Raw genomic sequence first — 19354 nt, forward strand, 5'->3', positions numbered from 1 at the left:
GACCTGGTCACCGGTGATCAGGGTGACCGTCTTCAGCGGACCGAACTGGGGCCCAGGTCCGTCCGGCGGTCCAGCCGCTGTCGGCGGTGCGGCGCTCGTACAGCACCACCCGCGACTGCGAGGAGTCCTTGTCCTTCCCGGTGACGATCAGGACCTGCCGGGCGTTGTCGGGGACCTCGGCGAGCGTCCGGGGGCCGAGACCCGGCAACTCGGCCGGGTCGGAAGGGCTCGGGGCCGGGGAACTGGTGGCCGTGCCGATCTCGCCGGTCTCGCCTGCCGGGTTCGGCCCGGATCCGGTGGGAGCCGTGACGGGCGCGACAGCCCGGACGTCCTGCGCACCGGCGGCTGCCGGGGCGACGCCCCCCGCCGCCCCGGTGTCGGCGCCGGGGCCGCCGCACCCGGCCAGGGCGAGAGCAAGGACCAGGACCGCGACGGGAACCGGCACACGGGAGCCCACCGAGGAGAAGCGGTGCCTCATCGCGCCGACCCCGCCGTCCACTCGCCCCACGGCATGTTCCAGCCGTTGAGCCCGTTGTCGGGGGCGATCACCTTGTCGTCGGAGTTCTTCACCACGACTACGTCGCCGACGAGGGAGTTGTCGTAGAACCAGGCGCCGTCCTGACCGGAGTCGCCGCCGCCCTTGGTGTCGTTGAGCCCCACACAGCCGTGGCTGATGTTGGACCGGCCGAAGACCGAGTCGTCCCCCCAGTAGTTGCCGTGGATGAAGGTGCCCGAGGTGGACAGCCGCATCGCGTGCGGGACGTCGGGGATGTCGTACTGGCCGGCGAAACCGACCGTGGCGCCGTTCATCCGCGTCGAGATCAGCTTCTCGGAGATGACCATCCGTCCGTTCCAGGTGGGGGAGGAGGCGGCGCCCGCGGTGATCGGTATGGTCCGTACGGTGGTGCCGTCCCGGACGACCTTCATGGTGTGCGCGGCGGCGTCCACGGTGGACACCTGACTGCGTCCGACCTTGAACCGCAGGGTCTTGTCCTGCTCGCCGTACGCGTCGGCGGCCCCCTTCACCCCGGCGAGGCGGATCCTCACGGTGACCGTGGAGTCGGTCTTCCAGTAGTCCTCCGGACGGAAGTCGAGACGCTGCCCGCCGAACCAGTGGCCCACGACCGTCTGTCCGCTGTCGGAACTGACCTCCACGGCGGACTCGACGGCCTTCTTGTCGGTGATCGCCTTGTCGAAGGTGAACGAGACCGGCATGCCCACGCCCACCGTGGAGCCGTCCTCCGGGGTGTGGGTGCCGGTGAACCGGTCGGCCTCGGCAAGGGTCGTGAACGCCACGGTCCTGGTCGTGCGGTGGCCGCCGGCGTCGGTGGCCGTGGCGGTCAGCTGGTAGGCCGTCCCGTGCTTCAGGTCGCCCGAGGGAGCCCAGCTCCTCTTGTCCGGGGACCGTTCGCCGGGCACCGCCCGGCCGTCCGTGGTGGACAGGTACGCCTCGGAGATCGTGCCCCCTTCGACCGTGACCCGGCCTCCGGTGGTGACCGGGACGTGTTCCTGCCCGTCGGTGGCGTGCAGGTCAAGCCGGGGCCCCGTCGCCGCCCGGGCGACCTGAGCGGGTGTCTTCGCCGGGTCCGCGACGGGGTTCTTCGCGTCCGACGTCGTCGTCCCCGTGCTGCAGCCGGCCAGTAGGCACACCGAGACGGCCAGCAGCGCCAGGGCGGACCGGGCCGGGCCGGTGTGATGGGTGGTTTCTCCGCTGTGCATGGGGCCAGCGTGGAACGCGGATATCAGGAAGTGGTCAGGGTGTGGGAAGGACCGCACGAGGCCTGTTCACCGTGCTGACGACGCCTCCGCACACCTAAGGTCACCTGCGTGTGCGCATATATTCTGGTCGCCGAAGACGACGGCATGCAGGCCGAGTTGATCCGCCGGCTCCTCGTCAGGGAAGGCCATACGGCCACCGTCGTCTTCGACGGACGGGCCGCTCTCGACGAGGCCCGCAACCGCCGGCCCGACCTCGTGATCCTCGACGTGATGCTGCCCGGCCTCGACGGGTTCGGCGTCTGCCGCGTCCTGCGCCGGGACGCGGACATCCCGGTGCTGATGCTCACGGCCCGCTCCGCCGAGGACGATCTGCTGCTCGGCCTCGACCTCGGCGCCGACGAATACATGACGAAGCCGTACAGCCCCCGGGAACTGCTGGCCCGCATCCGCATCGTGCTCCGCCGCACCCTGCTGCGTCCCGTCGAGGAGGAATCCCCCGTACTGCGCGTCGGGGGCGTCACCGTCGACCCCGTACGGCACGAGGTCACCTGCGACGGCGCGGAGGTCGGCTGCACCCCGGGCGAGTTCGCCATCCTGAACGCCATGGCCGCCGAGCCCGAACGGGTCTTCTCGCGCCGCCAGTTGCTGGAACACACCCGAGGCCACGACCGGGCCTCCACCGAGCGCGCCATCGACATGCACATCCTCAACCTGCGCAAGAAGATCGAGCCCGACCCGCGCACCCCCGCACGGCTGCTGACGGTGTTCGGGGTCGGCTACAAGCTCGTGGACGGAAAGGGTCCCGCATGACCCGCCCGGCCGGCGGGACACCCGTCGCCCGTATCCCCTGGCACAAGAGCCTGCTGGTACGGCTGCTGCTCACCTCCGTGGCGATCGCCGTACTGTCCGTCGGCGCCACCGCCTGGCTGGCCGTGCAGCTCACCACCCGGGCCATCCAGGAGGAGCGAGGGCAGGTGCTCTCCGACGACTCCGACATCCTGCGCCGGCTCAGCGGCTACGCCGCAGCCCATCCCGACTGGGACGGCATAGGGCCCACCGTGCGCACACTCTCGCGCACGCTGGACCGCCGTATCACCCTGACCACCGCGGGCGGACGGCTCATCGCCGACTCCGCCGCGTCCGGCACCGCGCTGCCCGCCCGCGCCTCGGCCACCGTCGACCCGCTGCGTACGGACACCTACACCCAGCCCGGCGCCCAGCTCGCCGGCATCGACCCACGGGCGGTGGGGCCCTATCGGTTGTCCTCCGGCGCGGTCAGTGAGGTGAACGCGGCGGCGCTACTGCGGGTGAAGTGCCTGACCCGGTTCGGCGGCGGTGGCCACACCGAGCGGATGCCCAGCGGTCGTACGGTCGCCGTCGCCGACGGCACCTCGGAGGACGTGGTCGCGAGATGCGCCGACGAGACGGACAACTCGGCGATGCCCAGCGAGCACACGGCGCTGGTGGCCCTCGGGAAGCTGATGACCGGCTGCCTCCAGGGCGACTTCAAGGAGATGCCCAAACTGGACCCCTCCCTGCGGACACTGTTCGGCGAAGACGTCGTTCCCGGGATATCCGACAGGACGTACGAAGACGAGCGGACGCAGAACTGCATCGACACGGCCCGCCGCACCCAGCTCGACCCCTACGTCGCCCCGCCGGCGGTCCTCTACCTCGGCGACCGTGACCAGCAGCGGACCGGCTTCGACCTCTCACCCGCCAACAAGACGAAGATCGTCGGAGTCTCCGGTCTCGTCCTGGCCGTCACGATCGCCCTGACCGCCCTCGTCGCCGTACGTCTCGTCCGCCCTCTGCGCGCCCTGACCGCCGCCGCCCGGCAGCCGCCCCAGCACCACGCACGGGTCGCCGTCACCACCAAGGACGAGACAGGCTTCCTGGCCACCGCCTTCAACGACCTGACCGCCCGCCGGGAACAGATGGAGGCCCAGCGCAAGGCCATGGTCAGCGACATCGCCCACGAACTGCGCACCCCGCTGACCAATATCCGCGGCTGGCTGGAGGTCACCCGCGACGGACTGCTCGACCCCGACCCCGGGCTCATCGCCTCCCTGCACGACGAGGCACTTCAACTGCAGCACATCATCGACGACCTCCGCGACCTCTCCGCGGGCGACGCCGGCACCTTGCGGCTGCACCGGGAGCCGCTGGCCGCCGACGAGTTGATCGGCCAGGTCGCCGCCGCGCATCGCAGCCGCGCCGAAGCGGGGGCCGTGTATCTGGGGGCGGATGCCGATCCCGGGCTCTGGATCGACGCCGACCCGGTGCGGATGCGGCAGGTCCTGGGCAACCTCGTCTCCAACGCGCTGCGGCACACTCCGGCGGGCGGAACGGTCACGCTCGGCGCGCGACGGATGGCGGACGAAGTTGTCCTGACCGTGCGGGACACGGGGGCGGGGATTTCCCCTTCTGACCTGCCCCATGTCTTCGAACGGTTCTGGCGGGTCGAGAAGTCGCGCAGTCGGCGTACGGGGGGTAGTGGGCTCGGGTTGTCCATCGTGCGGCAGTTTGTCGAGGCGCATGGGGGGAGTGTGGCGGTCGACAGCACGCCGGGCAGCGGGGCGGTGTTCACGGTGCGGCTGCCGCGGGTGCGTGAGCCGGACTAACGGGTGCGTTGTCGGCTGAGGGCCGGTGGGGGCCGATCGCGCAGTTCCCCGCGCCCCTAGGTATGCGACCGGCGCCGATCGCTTTTAAGGGGCGCGGGGAACTGCACGACCAGCCCCCCACCGGCCCGCAGCCGACAACGCACCCCTAAAAGCGATTCGGCGCGCCCCTTTCAACGAGGGGCGCCGATCACCTACCCAGGGGCGCGGGGAACTGCGCGACCAGCCCCCACCGGCCCGCAGCCGACAACGCACCCCTGTACTAGGGCACCTTGACCCACTGCGCCTTGCTAGGCGTCCCCTGATCATCCGTAACGAACAGCATGTACCACCCCGACTCCACCAAATTCCGATTCTTCGGAACCGTCACCGTGACGCTGTCCTTCGTTTTCTTCAGGTCCAGGGCGATCGACCGCTGGTCCACATCCGTCACGTGCGTCGAGGCGCTCGGGCGGATCAGACGGGCCGTCTTGATCGTGGACGCGTGCTGGGACTTGAACGTCCCGGACGCGCCACGGGCGATCGTCTGGGGGCCGCCCGTGAGGGAGGGCTGCGCGTCGCGGTACAGGTACGGCGGCGTGTAGATCTCGATGCGCTGTTCGAACTTGCCCGGCTTGGTGTTGGCCTTGTCCGCGTAGAGGGAGTCCGAGCCGAAGAACATGACCCGGCCGTCGGGCAGCAGGATCGAGCCCGAGTGGTAGTTCCGGCCCACCAGCGGATCGGCGACCCGGTTCAGCTTGCCGGTCTTCGCGTCGTACATATGGGCCTGGAGGATGTTGGAGTCGCCGCGCCCCCGGTAGTCCTCCGAGCCGCCCGAGATCATGACCGTGTCGTCCGGGAGGATCGAGTACTGCGGATAGCGCGTGCCCTTCTCCAGGGACGGGCCGTCCGTGAACTCCGGGTTGGGTGAGAGGAGATCGATCAGGCGGGTCTTCTTGCTGGAGAGCCTCGACTCACCCACTCCGCCCCCGCCGATCACCATGTACTTCTCGTCCTGCGCCGGCGGCAGCAGCACCGTGCCCGCCGTCTCCAGCATGTTGGAGTCGCTCAGGCCCTTCAGCTTGGTGAACTTGTTGGTCCCCACGTCCCAGATGCCGGGGACACGGCCGACGTTGTCGGGGCCGTAGCCCGCGTTCGCGCCCGAGTAGAACATCTTGCCGTTCTGCATCAGGGAGATCGCCGGGTACGTCGGGAACTGCATGATCCCCTTGGTGTACGTCCACTTCTTGGTCTTCGGGTCGTACACCTCGTTCTTGCCCGGCACCAGCTGGCCGATCTCGTCCAGGCCGGAGAGGCTGAGGATCTTGCCGTCCGACATGGTGGTCAGCGTCGGGTACCAGCGGGCCTCGTTCATCGGGTCGACCGTGATGTACTTCTCGGCGACCGGGTCGAACTCGAAGGCCTCCCGGATGCCCTGGAAGTCCTTCTTGTCCAGGGCGAGCTTCTCGGCGATGCCGTACGTGTTGCGGGAGTCGGCGCCCGACAGGCCCTGCACGCGGTAGTTGTCCTGCGTACCGGTCTGGTACTTGGTGCCCTTCTTCTGCGCCTCCACGTAGATACGGCCGAGCCCGGGCGAGTTGCCCAGGAACTTGCCCGTCGCCTTGTCGAAGTTCTTCGTCGCCCGCTCCACCACGACCGGGTCCTTCGACACGAACGTCTTGCCGTTCTCCTTGCCGGTGAACTTGGTGCCCGCGGGCAGCGTGATCGGCTTGTCCGGGTTCTCGTTGTGCACCACCATCAGGCCGCCGGCCTTGGTGACATCACCCTTCAGCTTCTCGTACCGCTTCGTACCGCCCGCGATCAGCAGATTGCCGTTGGCGAGCTGGGTGTGGCCGGTGCAGAACAGGTCCTTCGGCGTGTCGATCTTCTTGATCGTGCCCTTGACCGGGTCCCAGAGGCGGGTGTCGAACTTCTTCGCGTCGAAGTTGTCCGCGTTGTTGCCGGAGCCCGCCACGAGCAGCACCTTGCCGGTGTGCAGCAGGGCCGCGTGGATGGTGTTCTGCCGGTACTCCTCCGGGAATTCCACCACCTCCCACTTGCCGTTCTCGGCCTTGTACTCCGGTCTGTTGATCTTGTAGTCGTGGTATTTCTCGGTACTGAAGCGGTACACCCACGGCCCGTTCATCCCCGCCAACGCGAGGACCACCGCCGTGCCTATCGCGAGACGACGGGCGCGGCGGCGGCCTGCACGGTCTGTCATTCCTTACGTCCCCCAAGTCCACCAAGGGCGATCTGCATGGTCTGGTCGTTGCCCTCGCTCCCTACGCTGCCCCCGCCGCTCCCGCCCGATGCGGCCCACTGGGGCTTGGGGCGCGGCGTGTGGGAGGAGTGAGGGGCGTGCGGGGCGTGTGGTGCGTGCTGGGCGGGCACGATCGGCTGTGGCGCGGGCGCCGCGTCCTGCGGTTCGCCGGCCGGGCGGGCGGCGAGCTTCTTCTTCTCCTGGCGCAGCATGTGCCGCCAGACGAAGATCGGCGTCGCGGTGATCGTCGTGGCGAACGTCGCCCAGATGATCATCGCGGGGTGCGAGTGCCCGAAGTAGAAACCGGCCCCGATCGAGCCGCCGAAGATCAGGATGAAGTACCAGTGGTAGCGGAACGTCCCGAACCAGCGGTCCGGGCTCGCCGAGTCGCCCTTGGGCGTGACCACGAACTTGCTCTTGCGCCGCAGCGCCGAGTCGATCAGGGCCTTCGCGTAGAGCGGCGCGGACAGCGCCGACATGACCATGCCCGCCACACCGCCGGAGCCCTCGGGCTCGTGCGGGGAGACGTTGTGCCGGCGGTTCCAGATGTACAGGCCGATCTGCAGCGCCGAGGCGTTGCCGTACAGCATCAGCCACACGGTCGGGTCGATGTTCACACCCGAGGCGCCGAGACCCAGGAACAGCGCACAACTCAGCGCCGCCAGGATCCAGTTGAGGGCGGACATCGGGTAGAAGATGATCATCATCGTGTAGTTGAAGAGCTTGCTCGGCGGCAGCGAGTAGAAGCCCTTCCAGTACTGCGTGAGGATCGTCTCGTACGTCCCGCGCGACCAGCGCATCTGCTGGGTGAAGAAGTCCGTCCAGGCACTGGGACCCTCACCGACCGCGAGCACGTCCGGCGTGTAGACCGAGCGCCACTTCTTGCCCGTCGCCGGGTTCTTGTGGCGGTGGATCTCGAAGCCGGTCGCCATGTCCTCGGTGATCGAGTCGTACAGCCCGCCGATCTGCTTCAGCGCCTTGATGCGTACGGCGTTGCTGGTCCCCACGAACATCGGCGAGCCGTAGCGGTTGCCGGCCCGCTGGATCAGGGCGTGGAAGAGGAACTGCTGCGACTCGGCGGCCTTGGTGACGAAGTTGTCGTAGTTCCCGTACACCTGCGGGCCGATGACGAAGCCGATGTTCGGGTCGCGGAAGAAGCCGAGCATCCGCTCCAGGTAGTTGGGCAGCGGCACGTGGTCGGTGTCGACGGAGGCGAAGAAGTCGTAGTCGTCGCCGTGCGCGTCGAGCCAGGCGTTGTAGTTGCCGTGCTTGGTCTTGGCGCGGTGCGGGCCCTTGGGCTGGTTCCACTTCGCGACGCCCTTGCGGGAGAAGTGGTGCACGCCGAGGCGCTCGCAGACCGCCTTCACGTCGGCGTCGTCGCCCTCGTCGAGGAGCCAGACATGCATGAGGCCGCGGTGCCGGATCCGGACCGCGGCTTCGAGTGTCTTCGTCACCATCTCCAGCGGTTCCTTGCCGGGCACGAAGGACGTGAGGAAGGCCACTCTCGTACCGGTCTCGGGCACCACCGGGATGGGGTCGCGGGCGACCAGGGTGGCGTGCGCGTTCGACAGCACGTTCAGGCAGCGGAACAGCTCGATCAGGCCGATCGACACGAGCATCACGATGTCGAGCGCGGGCAGGAAGTCGTAGGCCGGGTAGTCGCGTTCGGTCCAGTGCGCGGGCTGGAGCAGCCAGACGAGCAGGACGACGGAGAGCAGTGGTGCGGCGCCCAGCATCAGCGCTGCCCGCATGCGGTGCGGTTCCTGCGAGAGCAGGGAGCGGTATTTGACCGTGTAGGGCTTGTTCGGATCGGGTTGTGTGAGAGGTCCGGCCAGCCGGCTGTAGTGCTCGTAGTCGTACTTCGGCAAGCTCTTCTTGATGCGGCGGAAGCCCCCGGTCCGGTGTGATGGCAGCCTGAGCTGAGTCGTCTGTGATGCGTCGAAGTTCTGCCGGGCGCCCGTCGGCGTCGACGTCATGAGTCATCCCCCCACACGCAGGTCACCGCGTGTTTGTCGGTTCCTAACGCCTGCTGGGCCCCCCTCGGCCTTCACAAACGCATCAGCAATGGACCACTGCCGCCACATCGTCCACACTCTATAGACATGGAACAGTGCCCTTCCGGTTGCATGATGCCCCCCTCGGCATCTGTTCATGAACGGGGCCCCATCCCCGCGTCAGTGCAACCGGTCCGCCCCCAACTGCCGCGTATCCGCAGCATCTTGAAACCCAGGGTTCTACGCCGTTCAGCATGATCGCAAGATGCGAAACACGGTGTTTACCGGTCATACGCGCTCATTGTGACGGCTGATGAGTCCGGTTGGTGTGTTTGGGACCGGATGTGCACGGATGATGCCGGAGTGTTTACGTATCGTCTCTTCAGTGTTTTCGACGCGAACAGGCCCCCCGCCGGAGCGGAGGGCCTGCCGTGTGTCTGTGCGCCGCCAGGGACTCGAACCCCGGACCCGCTGATGCTGTGCCATCCGGGGGATAACCCCCGGACCCCCAGCCGCCTTTGCCGAACCCCCGGCCATCCCCGTGCGCCGGAGTGGCTCGTCTCAACGCCGAAGGCCCCCCGCTTCGGCAGGAGGCCTTCGATCGTCGTGTGCGCCGCCAGGGACTCGAACCCCGGACCCGCTGATTAAGAGTCAGCTGCTCTAACCAACTGAGCTAGCGGCGCGCGGTGACGTGGAGAACTCTACCCGACACCGGCGAGTGGTCAGGACCGCCGTGGTCCGCGCATCGGGCTTGTACATCATTCGGACCGTCAACATGCGACAGCGGGTGACAGTTGAGAAACTGCGGACGTGCAGAAGCGCGCAAGTCATCGCCTGGAGTGTGAGGGGAATCGCATGGCGACTCCGGTATTCGAGGAATTCGATCCCGCGAGCGACTGCGAATGCCCCGGATGCGTTCACTGGCGGGGCGTCAGACCGTATTCCGGACCGGTCTCGGGAACGGGTTCCGGACCCGCCCGTACGGCGGTCGGACGGACCCTCGTCGTGGCCGCGGCGGCGTCCGCCGTGCTCGGCGCCGGCCACGCCCTGCCGGCCGCCGCGGCCCCGTACGCCCCCCACCGTCCGGGCGTACCCGCAGGTGACGAGCCCGAGACCCCGCAGGGCGGCAAAACCCCGCTGCACGGCCCGACCGGGAAACCGGCCACGGACAAGCTCCGGGCGACCACCCGCGCGGAGATCATCAACCGGGCCAGGACCTGGGTCGCCGCGCGGGTCCCGTACAGCATGAGCACGTACTGGCGGGACGGTTACCGCCAGGACTGCTCGGGCTTCGTCTCGATGGCCTGGAATCTCGCCGGGAACGAATGGACCGGCAGCCTCGAGAAGTACGGCGTACGGATTCCCAAGGAGGATCTGCAACCCGGCGACATTCTCCTCTTCCACAATCCGTCGGACCCTCAGAAGGGCTCGCACGTCGTCATTTTCGGCGGCTGGACGGACTACACGCACACCTATTACATCGCCTACGAGGAGACCCGCCCGCACGCCCGCAGGCAGGCCACTCCGTACGCCTACTGGAGCCACTCGGACCGCTATCAGGCCTATCGCTACAAGGGCCTCGCCGCGAACACGGGCTCCACCGGGGACGGGAGCGACCCCGGTGGTACGGGTGGTACGGGAGGTACGGGTGACCCTGACGGCACGACAGGCGCGGCGCCCGGAGCCGCCCCTGACAAGGCGAGCAAGTTCCCGGGCGCGCGGTTCTTCGGCCCCGGTGCCAGCAACACGTACGTCACACAACTGGGCAGAATGCTCGTCCAGCGCGGCGGTGCCCGCTTCTACACCTCGGGTCCCGGCCCGCGCTGGTCGGACGCGGACCGCAGGGCGACCCGGGCGTTCCAGCAGGCCCAGGGCTGGAAGGGCTCGGCGGCGGACGGCCTGCCGGGACCGCGCACCTGGACGCTGCTGGTGAGCGGAACGGGCCGGGACATCGGGGGCGGCGCGGCTCCGGCGGCCCCGGCCCCGGCGCCGGTCCCCGGGCCGGTGGGCACGCCCGGCCCGCCCGCCGCGGGCAAGGCGGTCCCCGCGTTCCCCGGGCGGGGCGTGTTCCGGCCGGGCTCCAGCAGCCCGTACGTCGCCCAGCTCGGAAAACAGCTGGTGAAGAAGGGGTTCGGCCGGTACTACCCGACCGGGCCCAGCACCCGCTGGAGCGAGGCTGACCGGCGCGCGGTGCAGGCCTTCCAGCGCGCCCAGGGCTGGCGGGGCGGCGCGGCCGACGGCTACCCGGGCCCGGAGACCTGGCGCCGCCTCTTCTCCTAGTAACGCCGCCCCCGGCACATGCCGGTTGGCCGGTAACCACTGTCGTGACACGGCAACGCACGCATGAACGCATCTGGCGCGGAGGCTGGAGGCACAAATGACTACGACGACCGAACAGACACCGGAACCCGAGGGCCCCCCGGACAACGGCCCCCGGCCCGCCCGGCTCATCCAGAACGAGGCCACCACCGAGATCCCCGTCCACCTGCTGTTCCGCGACGAACCCGACCCGGTGTCGATGCCGCTGCGGCCGGCCGTCGTCGGGCGCAGGCAGGGTACGGGCGAGCAGCCGCGCGTCCGCAGACCCGCACCGGCCACGCCGCGCCCGGCGGTCCCGGCGGTCGACCCCGACCTGGTGGAGCGCCCGGCGCGGGTGCTGCCGGGCACGGTGGGCGTGCTCGCCGGTGTCACCGGGCTGGCCGGGGACGTGCTCACCTCCTGGTGGGCGGGCGCGCTGCCGCCCCTCGCGGTGGAGGCGCTGCGGCTCCCGGCGACCTACGCGGGCGCCGGTCCCGGTCCCGCCCAGTGGGCGGCGTACGCCGGGGCAGGCGCCCTCGGCCTGTTCGGCTTCGGCGGGCTGGCGCGCGGGCGGACCGGACGGGCCTGGGTGCTGGGCCTGTTCGGCCGCTACCGGGGGACGGTCCGGCGCACCGGCCTGCTGTGGGTCAACCCACTCCTCCTGCGCAACCGGGTCGACGTACGGCTGCGGCACTGGCGCGGCGAGCCGATGCCGGCGGCCGACGCGAACGGGGTCGCGCTGCGGGTCGTCGTCCTGGTGGTGTGGCGGGTGCGGGACACCGCGCGGGCCACGCTCGGCGTCGAGGACCACGAGACGTATCTGCGCGAGTGCGTCGAGGCGGCGCTCGTGCGGGTGCCGGTGGAGATGCCGGGCGCTGGGCGGCGGGCGATGGAGGTAGCCGGGGAGGCGCTGACCAGGGTGGTCGCGGCGGACACGGCGCCGGTCGGCCTGGAGGTGTTCTCCGTACTGCCGGTCCGGGTCGAGTACGCGCCCGAGGTCGCCGCCGCGATGACCCGCCGCCGTATCGCCGCCCTGGACGCCCAGCACCGGGCCGCCGCGCTCACCTCGGTCGTCGACTCGGTGGAGGACACGGTGACCCGGCTGACCATGCGCGGCCTGGTCGAACTGGACGACTACGAACGCAAGGTGCTGGTGAAGGACCTGACGGTCGCGTTCTGCGCGGGGCGGAGCGAGCCGGGGCCGTGATTGGTCTGGACATGCCCAAGGGACGGTAATATTCTGATACTTGGTCTAGACCTGCACGCCTCACATGAACCTCCCCCACGTTCAGCAGGAGCGGCAGCATGCGCAAAAAGACCAAGTTGTACGCCTCCGTGGTCGGTCTGGCCACGACCGGCGCCCTCGTCCTCACCACCGGGGGCGCCACCGGTCACGGCTACACCGACCTCCCGATCAGCAGGCAGAAGCTCTGTCAGAACGGCACCGTGACGGGCTGCGGCGACATCCAGTGGGAGCCGCAGAGCGTCGAGGGCCCCAAGGGCTTCCCGGCGGCCGGACCCGCCGACGGTCAGATCTGCTCGGCCAACCACACCAACTTCGGCGCGCTCAACCAGCCGAAGACCCCGTCCGGCGGCACCTGGCCGGCGACGAAGGTGACGGGCGGTCAGAGCTACACCTTCCGCTGGCAGTTCACCGCCATGCACGCCACGACCGACTTCAAGTACTACGTCACGAAGTCGGGCTGGAACCAGAACCACGCCCTCGCCCGTTCGGACCTCAACCTGACCCCGTTCCTCACCGTCCCCTACAACGGCCAGCGGCCGCCGTCCACCCTCTCGCACGCGGGCACAGTGCCGTCCGGGCTCAGCGGCCGGCATGTGATCGTCGCGGTGTGGACGATCGCCGACACGGCCAACGCCTTCTACGCCTGCTCGGACGTCACGTTCTGAGCATTCCTTGAGCAAATCCCCGACCCCCCACGGGTACGTTCCCCGTACGCCCACAGGACCAGGTGAGGCGTACGGGGAGCAGTACTGAGAAACGGGGTACGGCCATGGACTTCATGTTCTACGCGGGGCCGACGTTCATCATCGCGATCGCCGTCCTGATGGCGACGTTCGTGATCCGCCGGGTGCTGCGGATGCGCCGCGCCTGGAACAGCGGCCTGACCGCCGAGGCGCGCTGTCTGCGCACGTACACGACGACGAGCGGCGGCTCCGGCGACACCTCCGTGCACACGACCCTGCACCACGTCTACGAGTTCGTCGCCCGCGACGGCCGCACCGTCCGCTTCGACGAACCGCACGGCCCGGGCACGGTCATCGAGGGCGACTACGTCACCGTCTTCTACAGCGAGGGCGAGCAGATCAACGCCACGGCACACCGCCCGAGCCCGGTCCGGCACGGGCTGGCCCTGGCCGGCGTCCTCGGGTTCCTGGGCGTGGTCGTGGTGTTCTGCGTCGGGTTCATGGTGACGTACAGCCAGGTCTTCGAGCCGATCGGCGACGTCTTCTTCGGTACGGACGACGGCGGGTACGTGGTCGACGAGCAGACGGGGGAGACGTTCCCGGCCGACGAGTTCGCGGAGATGCCGTGACCCTCCACATCTGACGGCACGTCAATTATTGTGCGCGCTCATGGAGTTCACGGAGAAGCGCACGGTCGCGGAACTCGTGGCGGCACGGTGGGGCGACCACCGTCCCGGGCTGTGGTGCGAGGACCGGACACTGACACACCACGAGGTGGCCGCGGGCGCGGCGGCCAGGGCGGCCCTGCTGAGGGACCTGCTGCCACCGTCCGCCGAACCGCATTCAGGCGTGTTGCTGGACAACACCCCTGAATATCCCCTCTGGTTGAGCGCGGCTGCCCTCGCCGGTGCCGCCGTCGCAGGCATCAACCCCACCCGCAGGGGCCCCGAGCTGGCCCGCGACATCCTGCACACCGAGTGCCCGCTCCTGATCACCACGAGCACCCACCTCCCACTTCTCACGGACCTCGAACTCCCCGGCGTACGCCTCCTGTTGACCGACACGGAGGAGTACGAGGACCTCCTGGCCCGGCATGCCGACGCCGAACCGGACCCGTCCCGCGCCACCCCCACCGACCGCCTCCTCCTCTACTTCACCTCGGGCTCGACCGGCGCGCCCAAGGCGGCGATCTGCACGCAGGGCAGACTGGCCGCCGCAGGCCAAACACTGGCCCGGACTTTCGGGGTGGGCCCGGACGACGTCCACTACATCTGCATGCCGATGTTCCACGGCAACGCGGTCATCGCGGACTGGGCCCCGGCCCTGGCGGCGGGCGCCGGGGTCGCGCTGCGCCACCGCTTCTCGGCCTCCGGCTTCCTGACGGACGTACGCCGCTACCGGGCGACCTACTTCACGTACGTGGGCCGGGCCGTCCAGTACCTGCTGGCGACGCCCGCCCGTCCCGACGACCGGGACAACCCCCTCCGGCTGGGCTTCGGCACGGAGGCCGGGGCGGTGGACGCGGCGGCCTTCGAGCGGCGGTTCGGGGTGCGGCTGGTGGAGGGGTACGGGTCCTCGGAGGGCGGGGCGGCGGTGCGGTGGACGCCCGGGACGCCGTCCGGTGCCGTAGGCCGGGCGGCCCCGGACGACGACCTGGTCGTAGTCGACCCGGAGACCCGCACCGAGTGCCCGCCGGCCGTACTGGACGCCTCGGGCAGACTGCTCAACGGCACCGCTGCGATAGGGGAGTTGGTGAACCGGGGCCCGAACCCCTTCGAGGGCTACTGGCGCAACCCGGAGGCCGACGCGGCCCGCCGCAGGGACGGCTGGTACTGGACGGGCGACCTCTTCTACCGCGACCCGGACGGCTTCCTCTACTTCGCGGGCCGCGCCGACGACCGGCTCCGCGTCGACAGCGAGAACCTGGCCGCCGCGACGATCGAGAACATCCTCGCCCGGTACGAGGGTGCGGTGGCCGTCGCCGTGTACGCGGTGCCGGACCCGGTCTCCGGCGACCAGGTCATGGCGACCCTGGCCGGCACGTTCGACCCCGCCGCCTTCACCGCCTTCCTGGCCGCGCAGCCCGACCTGGGGACGAAGATGGCACCCCGGTTCGTCCGGGTCGTACAGCGGATGCCGGTCACCGCGACCAACAAGATCCACCGGGCGGGCCTCAGACGGGAGGGGTTCCGCTGCCCGGACCCGGTCTGGTGGCGCCCCTCGGAAGAGCCGACGTACCGCAGGCTGACCGGGGACGACGTGGCGGGGCTGGTGGAGAGGTACCGGGAGCGGGGGCGGGAGGAGCTGCTCAGCAGATAGACGTCCAGGGCGGACGGAATACGCGAAGGGCCCCTTGCTTTCGCAAGGGGCCCTTCGTCACGTGCGCCGCCAGGGACTCGAACCCCGGACCCGCTGATTAAGAGTCAGCTGCTCTAACCAACTGAGCTAGCGGCGCATGACCCTCGCCGACCGCTCTCGCGGCTGGCGACAGGAAAAATAATACCTGGTCCGGAAGAGTGCTGCGGACCAGGCAGTCCTGCGCCGATCTGGGGCTAGATGGCCAGCGACAGCATTACCGGCGCCGCACCCCGGTTCAGCCGGTCCGCCGCCTGGCGGAGGCGGTGGGCGTGGCGGACCGGGAGGGACAGTGCGAGGCAGCCGACCGTTGAGCCGGCCGTGATCGGGACCGCCGCGCAGACCGTGCCCACCGCGTACTCCTGGAGGTCCAGGACCGGCACCGTGGGCGGCTGGTTCGCCAGGCGGGAGAGCAGGACCCGCTCGTTGGTGATCGTGCGCGAGGTGAGGCGGGCCAGCTTGTGGCGGGCGAGATGGTCGCGGCGGCTGTTGTGGTCGAGCTGGCCCAGCAGGCTCTTGCCGATCGCGCTGGCGTGCGCGGCCGAGCGGAAGTCGACCCACTCGTTGACCGCGGGCGTCGCCGCGCTCGCCGCGCACTGGGTGACATGGATCTCGCCGTCGACGTACCGGCTCATGTAGATCGCCGCGCCCACCGAGTCGCGCAGCCGGTCGAGGGTGTGCTGGAGCTGGGTGCGCAGAGCCTGGTCGTGGCTGTGCGTGGCGCCGAGGCGGCTGAGGGAGGTGCCGGAGACGTACGAACCGTCGGCGGCCTGTTCGACGTACCCCTCGCGGCGCAGCATGCGCAGGAGTGGGGTGAGCCGGTCCGTGCCGAGGCGGGTCTGACGGGCGATTTCGGCGTCGGTGACACCGGCGGAGTGCCGTGCCACCGTGTCCAGGACGCGCAGGGCGTCCTGGGCCGAGTGGTGCGGCGCGGTCGGCTCGTGCTTGAGAGCCACGGTGTTCCCCCTGGCTTGCTTCTGGGCCGTGATCCGGACAGCCAATCCCCTCCACGATAGCCGTCAAGGGGGTTACGTGGAGGGGGCGTTGACGAGATTGTTCGCTCGGGCCGTGGCCTCTCAGCAGGCGCGTGTTCACTTGGCATATGCCGTTGGCATGCAGAGTGCCTCTTCGGCGCGGTCAGAGCACCGCGCTGAGAAATTCGCGCGTTCTGTCCTCCTCCGGATCACTGAAGATCTTCTCCGGCGGACCCGACTCGATCACATGGCCGGAATCGAACATCAGCACTTGGTCTGAGATGTCCCGGGCGAAACCCATCTCGTGGGTCACACAGAGCATCGTGATGTCGGTGGTACGGGCGATGTCCCGCAGCACGTCGAGGACGCCCGCGACCAGCTCGGGGTCGAGCGCCGACGTCACCTCGTCGAGCAGCAGCACCTGCGGACGCATGGCGAGCGCCCGCGCGATCGCCACCCGCTGCTGCTGTCCGCCCGACAGCCGGGACGGCCGCTCGTCGGCCTTGTCCGCGAGGCCCACCAGCTCCAGCAGATCGCGCCCGCGCGCCTCCGCCTCCTCCTTGGACAGGCCGAGGACGGTGACGGGCGCCTCGGTGATGTTGCGCAGCACACTCATGTTCGGGAAGAGGTTGAAGTGCTGGAACACCATCCCGATCTTCTTCCGCACCTCGCGGACCTGCTTCTCGGGCGCCGGGAACAGCTGCTCCCCGCCGACGGTGATCGTGCCCTCGTCGGGCTTGGCCAGGGTCATCAGCATCCGCAGGATCGTCGTCTTGCCCGACCCGGACGGCCCGATGAGCGTGACATGCCGCCCGGCGTCGACGGAGAGGCTCAGCCGGTCGAGGACGGTCTGCTCACCGAACCGCTTGGTGACCTGGTCGAGCCGGACCAGCTCGGTGGGTGTTTCAGGGGTCTTGTCGGTGTCAACGGTGTCAACTGGCAAGGCGTCGCTCCAGAGTTCGTACGACGAGGGAGGCGGGAAAGGAGATCACGATGAAGGCGACGCCGATCACGGTCAGCGGCTCGGTGAACTGGAAGTGCTCCTGGGAGTAGAGCCGCGCCTCACCGAGCATCTCCAGCACGGTGATCGTCATCAGCAGCGGTGTGTCCTTGAGCATCGCGACCACGTAGTTGCCGAGCGCCGGTACGACCCGGCGCACCGCCTGCGGCAGGACCACCGACGTCCAGGTGCGCCGCAGGGGCAGGCTGAGCGCGGTGGCCGCCTCCCACTGGCCCGGCGGCACGGCCTCGATGCCGGCGCGGTACACCTGCATCGTGTACGTCGAGTAGTGCAGCCCGATCGCGATGACACCGGTGGTCAGCGCGGAGGCGGCGATGCCCCACTCGGGGAGCACATAGAAGAGGAAGAACAGCTGCACCAGCAGCGGGGTGTCCCGCACGAACTCCGTGACCACCCCCACCGGCCAGCGCACCCAGCGCGTCGGCGTCCGCATCAGCAGCGCCCAGACCAGCCCGAGCGTGAACGAGATCAGCGACCCGAGGGCCAGCGCCTGGAGGGTGACGAGCAGCCCGTCCCAGAAGAACGGCATGAAGTCGCGTACGGCGCCCCAGTCCCATGTCATGCGGCACCTCCCGTCGGCCGCCCGGCCAGCTGCTGCTTCAGCTGCTTCTCCAGGCCGCGCATGACCCGGGTGAGGAGGAAGGCGATCACGAAGTAGATCAGCAGGATGTACGTGTAGATCTCGGCGCTCTGCTGCAGCGCGAGCCGCACCAGGTTGGCGCTGAAGGCCAGATCGCCCATGCCCATCACCGACACCAGCGCGGTGCCCTTGAGCAGCTCGATCAGCAGGTTGCAGAAGGAGGGGATCATCTCCGGCACCGCCTGTGGCAGCAGGATCAGCCGCATCCGCTGCCAGGGCGTGAACCCGAGTGCGATCCCGCCCTCCCGCTGCGCCGGGTCGACGGCGTTCAGCGCGCCGCGCACGATCTCCGAGCCGTACGCGCCATAGGTCAGGCCGAGCGCGAGCGTGCCCGCCCACATCGGCACCAGCTGCCAGCCGAAGGCGGGCGGCAGCACGAAGTACACCCAGAAGATCATCACGAGCGCCGAGGTGCCACGGAAGACCTCGGTGCAGGCGCCCGAGAGGAAGCGTACGAACCACAGCCGGTGGGTCCGCGAGATCCCGAGGACGAAGGCGACGACGGCACCCAACAGGGCGCTGAACACGAGGAGTTGGATCGTGACCCAGACTCCTCTGAGGACTATTTCCCAGAGTCCGGAGGTCATCCGCGACACAGCTCCTTCGCGGTCAGATCGGTCATCTCGTCCTGGGTGAAGTCGAACGGCCGCAGGATGCGGTACACCTCGCCGCTCTTCTTCAGCTTGTGCAGCTCGACGTTGAAGGCGTCCCGGAGCTTCGTCTCGGTCAGCCGGAACGCGAACGCGCCCCCGTCGCCCCGGGGCTTCCCGTCGATGACCGGCGCGAAGGCGTCGGTGGCCTCCGCCTTGCGGGAGTTCTTCGCGACCAGCCGGACGGTGACCGCCGTGCCGGCGAACGCGTCGACGCGCCCGGCCTCCACGGCGTTCAGGCCGGCCACCTGGTCGGGCACGATGAGCAGATCGCTCTCCTTGTAACCGGCTTCGACAGCATGCTGGATCTGCGCATATCCGGTACCGGTGGCGAGCTTGGCCTTCTTCTTCACGATGTCCGAGTAATTGTGAAGATCCTTGGGATTTCCCTTGCGGACAACGAAAGAATCAAGCATCTGGTAGTCGGGGTCGGCGAAGAGAACCTGCTGGCAGCGTTCCGGATTGACATACATCCCGGCGGCCACGACATCGAACTGCTGGGAATTCAGGCCGGGAATGAGCGACCCGAACTCGGTGGGCACGGGCTGAACCCGGTCCACCCCCAGCCGCTTGAAGATGACCCTTCCCAACTCAGGCGCCTCGCCGGTCAGTTCACCGTCCTTGTCGATGTACCCGAAGGGAATCTCCCCGGCGATACCGAGCCGTACGACGCCCTGCGCCCGGAGCCGGTCGAGCAGGTCACCGCCCTCGACGCCGGAGTCCGCGGACACACGACTGCACCCGAGGGTGCCGAACGAGCCGACCGTCCCCAGGGTGCCGAGCGCCGCTACCCCCGCGAGCAGCGACCGGCGTCCTATGCGTGGTGGTGCGATTGATGGAGCCATGGCCGCGCGGCTACCCGAGAGCGCACGAGTTATGCACGGGGAATGCGAGAGGCACGCGAGAGGCAGGCG

16 protein-coding genes and 2 tRNA genes are annotated in these 19354 nt (G+C 69.2%); 7 read left to right on the forward strand and 11 right to left on the reverse strand.

Translation table 11 applies throughout. From position 1 onward, the window contains the following. Positions 1-7: 7 nt before the first annotated feature. Positions 8-508: a hypothetical protein gene (locus LUX31_RS29830; protein WP_235478398.1), complete on the reverse strand. Its 501-nt coding sequence runs from the start codon at positions 506-508 to the stop codon at positions 8-10. Beyond that, a complete protein-coding gene (locus tag LUX31_RS29835) occupies positions 475-1719 on the reverse strand; it encodes a L,D-transpeptidase (RefSeq protein WP_235478399.1) in 1245 nt (414 codons plus the stop codon). Before LUX31_RS29835 ends, LUX31_RS29830 begins: the two co-directional genes overlap by 34 nt. A gap of 108 nt (positions 1720-1827) precedes the next feature. On the opposite strand from LUX31_RS29835, the gene LUX31_RS29840 reads away from it, so the two are divergent. Further along, complete coding sequence (locus LUX31_RS29840) at positions 1828-2529, forward strand: response regulator transcription factor (RefSeq protein ID WP_235478400.1); 702 nt, start codon at positions 1828-1830, stop codon at positions 2527-2529. Further along, the gene (locus tag LUX31_RS29845) at positions 2526-4343 is read left to right on the forward strand and encodes a sensor histidine kinase (protein WP_235478401.1); all 1818 of its coding nucleotides are present in this window, start codon (positions 2526-2528) and stop codon (positions 4341-4343) included. Before LUX31_RS29840 ends, LUX31_RS29845 begins: the two co-directional genes overlap by 4 nt. A 259-nt stretch (positions 4344-4602) precedes the next feature. Here LUX31_RS29845 and LUX31_RS29850 read toward each other — a convergent pair whose 3' ends face one another. The 3 genes from LUX31_RS29850 to LUX31_RS29860 all read right to left on the reverse strand — a co-directional run bounded on the left by LUX31_RS29850 (position 4603) and on the right by LUX31_RS29860 (position 9256). After that, on the reverse strand, positions 4603-6540 hold the full coding sequence (locus tag LUX31_RS29850) for a kelch motif-containing protein (RefSeq protein ID WP_235478402.1): 1938 nt from the start codon (positions 6538-6540) through the stop codon (positions 4603-4605). Beyond that, the gene (locus LUX31_RS29855) at positions 6537-8555 is read right to left on the reverse strand and encodes a glycosyltransferase family 2 protein (RefSeq protein ID WP_235478403.1); all 2019 of its coding nucleotides are present in this window, start codon (positions 8553-8555) and stop codon (positions 6537-6539) included. Before LUX31_RS29855 ends, LUX31_RS29850 begins: the two co-directional genes overlap by 4 nt. A 627-nt stretch (positions 8556-9182) precedes the next feature. Beyond that, a tRNA-Lys gene (locus LUX31_RS29860) sits at positions 9183-9256 on the reverse strand. A 172-nt stretch (positions 9257-9428) separates the two neighbouring features. Between LUX31_RS29860 and LUX31_RS29865 the strand changes: the two genes are divergently transcribed. The 5 genes from LUX31_RS29865 to LUX31_RS29885 all read left to right on the forward strand — a co-directional run bounded on the left by LUX31_RS29865 (position 9429) and on the right by LUX31_RS29885 (position 15119). Next, the gene (locus LUX31_RS29865) at positions 9429-10853 is read left to right on the forward strand and encodes a peptidoglycan-binding protein (RefSeq protein WP_235478404.1); all 1425 of its coding nucleotides are present in this window, start codon (positions 9429-9431) and stop codon (positions 10851-10853) included. Positions 10854-10950: 97 nt separating this feature from the next. Next, complete coding sequence (locus LUX31_RS29870) at positions 10951-12078, forward strand: SPFH domain-containing protein (protein ID WP_235478405.1); 1128 nt, start codon at positions 10951-10953, stop codon at positions 12076-12078. 98 nt (positions 12079-12176) lie between these two features. Further along, entirely contained in the window at positions 12177-12782 is a 606-nt protein-coding gene (locus LUX31_RS29875; RefSeq protein WP_235478406.1) for a lytic polysaccharide monooxygenase auxiliary activity family 9 protein, read from the forward strand. 104 nt (positions 12783-12886) lie between these two features. Continuing rightward, positions 12887-13429 (forward strand): hypothetical protein, encoded by a 543-nt coding sequence (locus tag LUX31_RS29880; RefSeq protein WP_235478407.1) that lies wholly within the window; start codon positions 12887-12889, stop codon positions 13427-13429. 40 nt (positions 13430-13469) lie between these two features. Then, positions 13470-15119 carry an AMP-binding protein gene (locus tag LUX31_RS29885; RefSeq protein WP_235478408.1) on the forward strand — a complete coding sequence of 550 codons (1650 nt, stop codon included), beginning with the start codon at positions 13470-13472 and terminating at the stop codon, positions 15117-15119. Positions 15120-15181: 62 nt separating this feature from the next. Here the strand turns inward: LUX31_RS29885 and LUX31_RS29890 are convergent. The 6 genes from LUX31_RS29890 to ehuB all read right to left on the reverse strand — a co-directional run bounded on the left by LUX31_RS29890 (position 15182) and on the right by ehuB (position 19285). Next, a tRNA-Lys gene (locus LUX31_RS29890) sits at positions 15182-15255 on the reverse strand. 97 nt (positions 15256-15352) lie between these two features. Then, positions 15353-16111, reverse strand: a complete 759-nt coding sequence (locus LUX31_RS29895; RefSeq protein ID WP_235478409.1) for an IclR family transcriptional regulator — start codon at positions 16109-16111, stop codon at positions 15353-15355. Positions 16112-16292: 181 nt separating this feature from the next. Beyond that, positions 16293-17072: an ectoine/hydroxyectoine ABC transporter ATP-binding protein EhuA gene (gene ehuA / locus LUX31_RS29900; RefSeq protein WP_235478410.1), complete on the reverse strand. Its 780-nt coding sequence runs from the start codon at positions 17070-17072 to the stop codon at positions 16293-16295. Then, positions 17062-17712 carry an ectoine/hydroxyectoine ABC transporter permease subunit EhuD gene (gene ehuD, locus LUX31_RS29905; protein WP_235478411.1) on the reverse strand — a complete coding sequence of 217 codons (651 nt, stop codon included), beginning with the start codon at positions 17710-17712 and terminating at the stop codon, positions 17062-17064. The genes ehuA and ehuD overlap by 11 nt, the downstream gene beginning before the upstream one ends. Then, positions 17709-18377: an ectoine/hydroxyectoine ABC transporter permease subunit EhuC gene (gene ehuC, locus LUX31_RS29910; RefSeq protein ID WP_235478412.1), complete on the reverse strand. Its 669-nt coding sequence runs from the start codon at positions 18375-18377 to the stop codon at positions 17709-17711. Before ehuC ends, ehuD begins: the two co-directional genes overlap by 4 nt. After that, a complete protein-coding gene (gene ehuB, locus LUX31_RS29915) occupies positions 18374-19285 on the reverse strand; it encodes an ectoine/hydroxyectoine ABC transporter substrate-binding protein EhuB (RefSeq protein WP_235478413.1) in 912 nt (303 codons plus the stop codon). Before ehuB ends, ehuC begins: the two co-directional genes overlap by 4 nt. Between the last annotated feature and the right edge of the window lie 69 nt (positions 19286-19354).

It is taken from the genome of Streptomyces sp. GQFP (genome assembly GCF_021545335.1).
In the GTDB taxonomy this organism is placed as follows: Bacteria; Actinomycetota; Actinomycetes; order Streptomycetales; family Streptomycetaceae; genus Streptomyces.

What these genes read in the sequence shown, in the direction of transcription:
- LUX31_RS29865 (WP_235478404.1), top strand. Translation starts at nt 9,429, where the DNA reads ATGGCGACTCCGGTATTCGAGGAATTCGATCCCGCGAGCGACTGCGAA.
- ehuD (WP_235478411.1), bottom strand. Translation starts at nt 17,712, where the DNA reads ATGACATGGGACTGGGGCGCCGTACGCGACTTCATGCCGTTCTTCTGG.
- LUX31_RS29875 (WP_235478406.1), top strand. Translation starts at nt 12,177, where the DNA reads ATGCGCAAAAAGACCAAGTTGTACGCCTCCGTGGTCGGTCTGGCCACG.
- ehuB (WP_235478413.1), bottom strand. Translation starts at nt 19,285, where the DNA reads ATGGCTCCATCAATCGCACCACCACGCATAGGACGCCGGTCGCTGCTC.
- ehuC (WP_235478412.1), bottom strand. Translation starts at nt 18,377, where the DNA reads ATGACCTCCGGACTCTGGGAAATAGTCCTCAGAGGAGTCTGGGTCACG.
- LUX31_RS29885 (WP_235478408.1), top strand. Translation starts at nt 13,470, where the DNA reads ATGGAGTTCACGGAGAAGCGCACGGTCGCGGAACTCGTGGCGGCACGG.
- LUX31_RS29835 (WP_235478399.1), bottom strand. Translation starts at nt 1,719, where the DNA reads ATGCACAGCGGAGAAACCACCCATCACACCGGCCCGGCCCGGTCCGCC.
- LUX31_RS29855 (WP_235478403.1), bottom strand. Translation starts at nt 8,555, where the DNA reads ATGACGTCGACGCCGACGGGCGCCCGGCAGAACTTCGACGCATCACAG.
- LUX31_RS29850 (WP_235478402.1), bottom strand. Translation starts at nt 6,540, where the DNA reads ATGACAGACCGTGCAGGCCGCCGCCGCGCCCGTCGTCTCGCGATAGGC.
- LUX31_RS29845 (WP_235478401.1), top strand. Translation starts at nt 2,526, where the DNA reads ATGACCCGCCCGGCCGGCGGGACACCCGTCGCCCGTATCCCCTGGCAC.
- LUX31_RS29880 (WP_235478407.1), top strand. Translation starts at nt 12,887, where the DNA reads ATGGACTTCATGTTCTACGCGGGGCCGACGTTCATCATCGCGATCGCC.
- LUX31_RS29870 (WP_235478405.1), top strand. Translation starts at nt 10,951, where the DNA reads ATGACTACGACGACCGAACAGACACCGGAACCCGAGGGCCCCCCGGAC.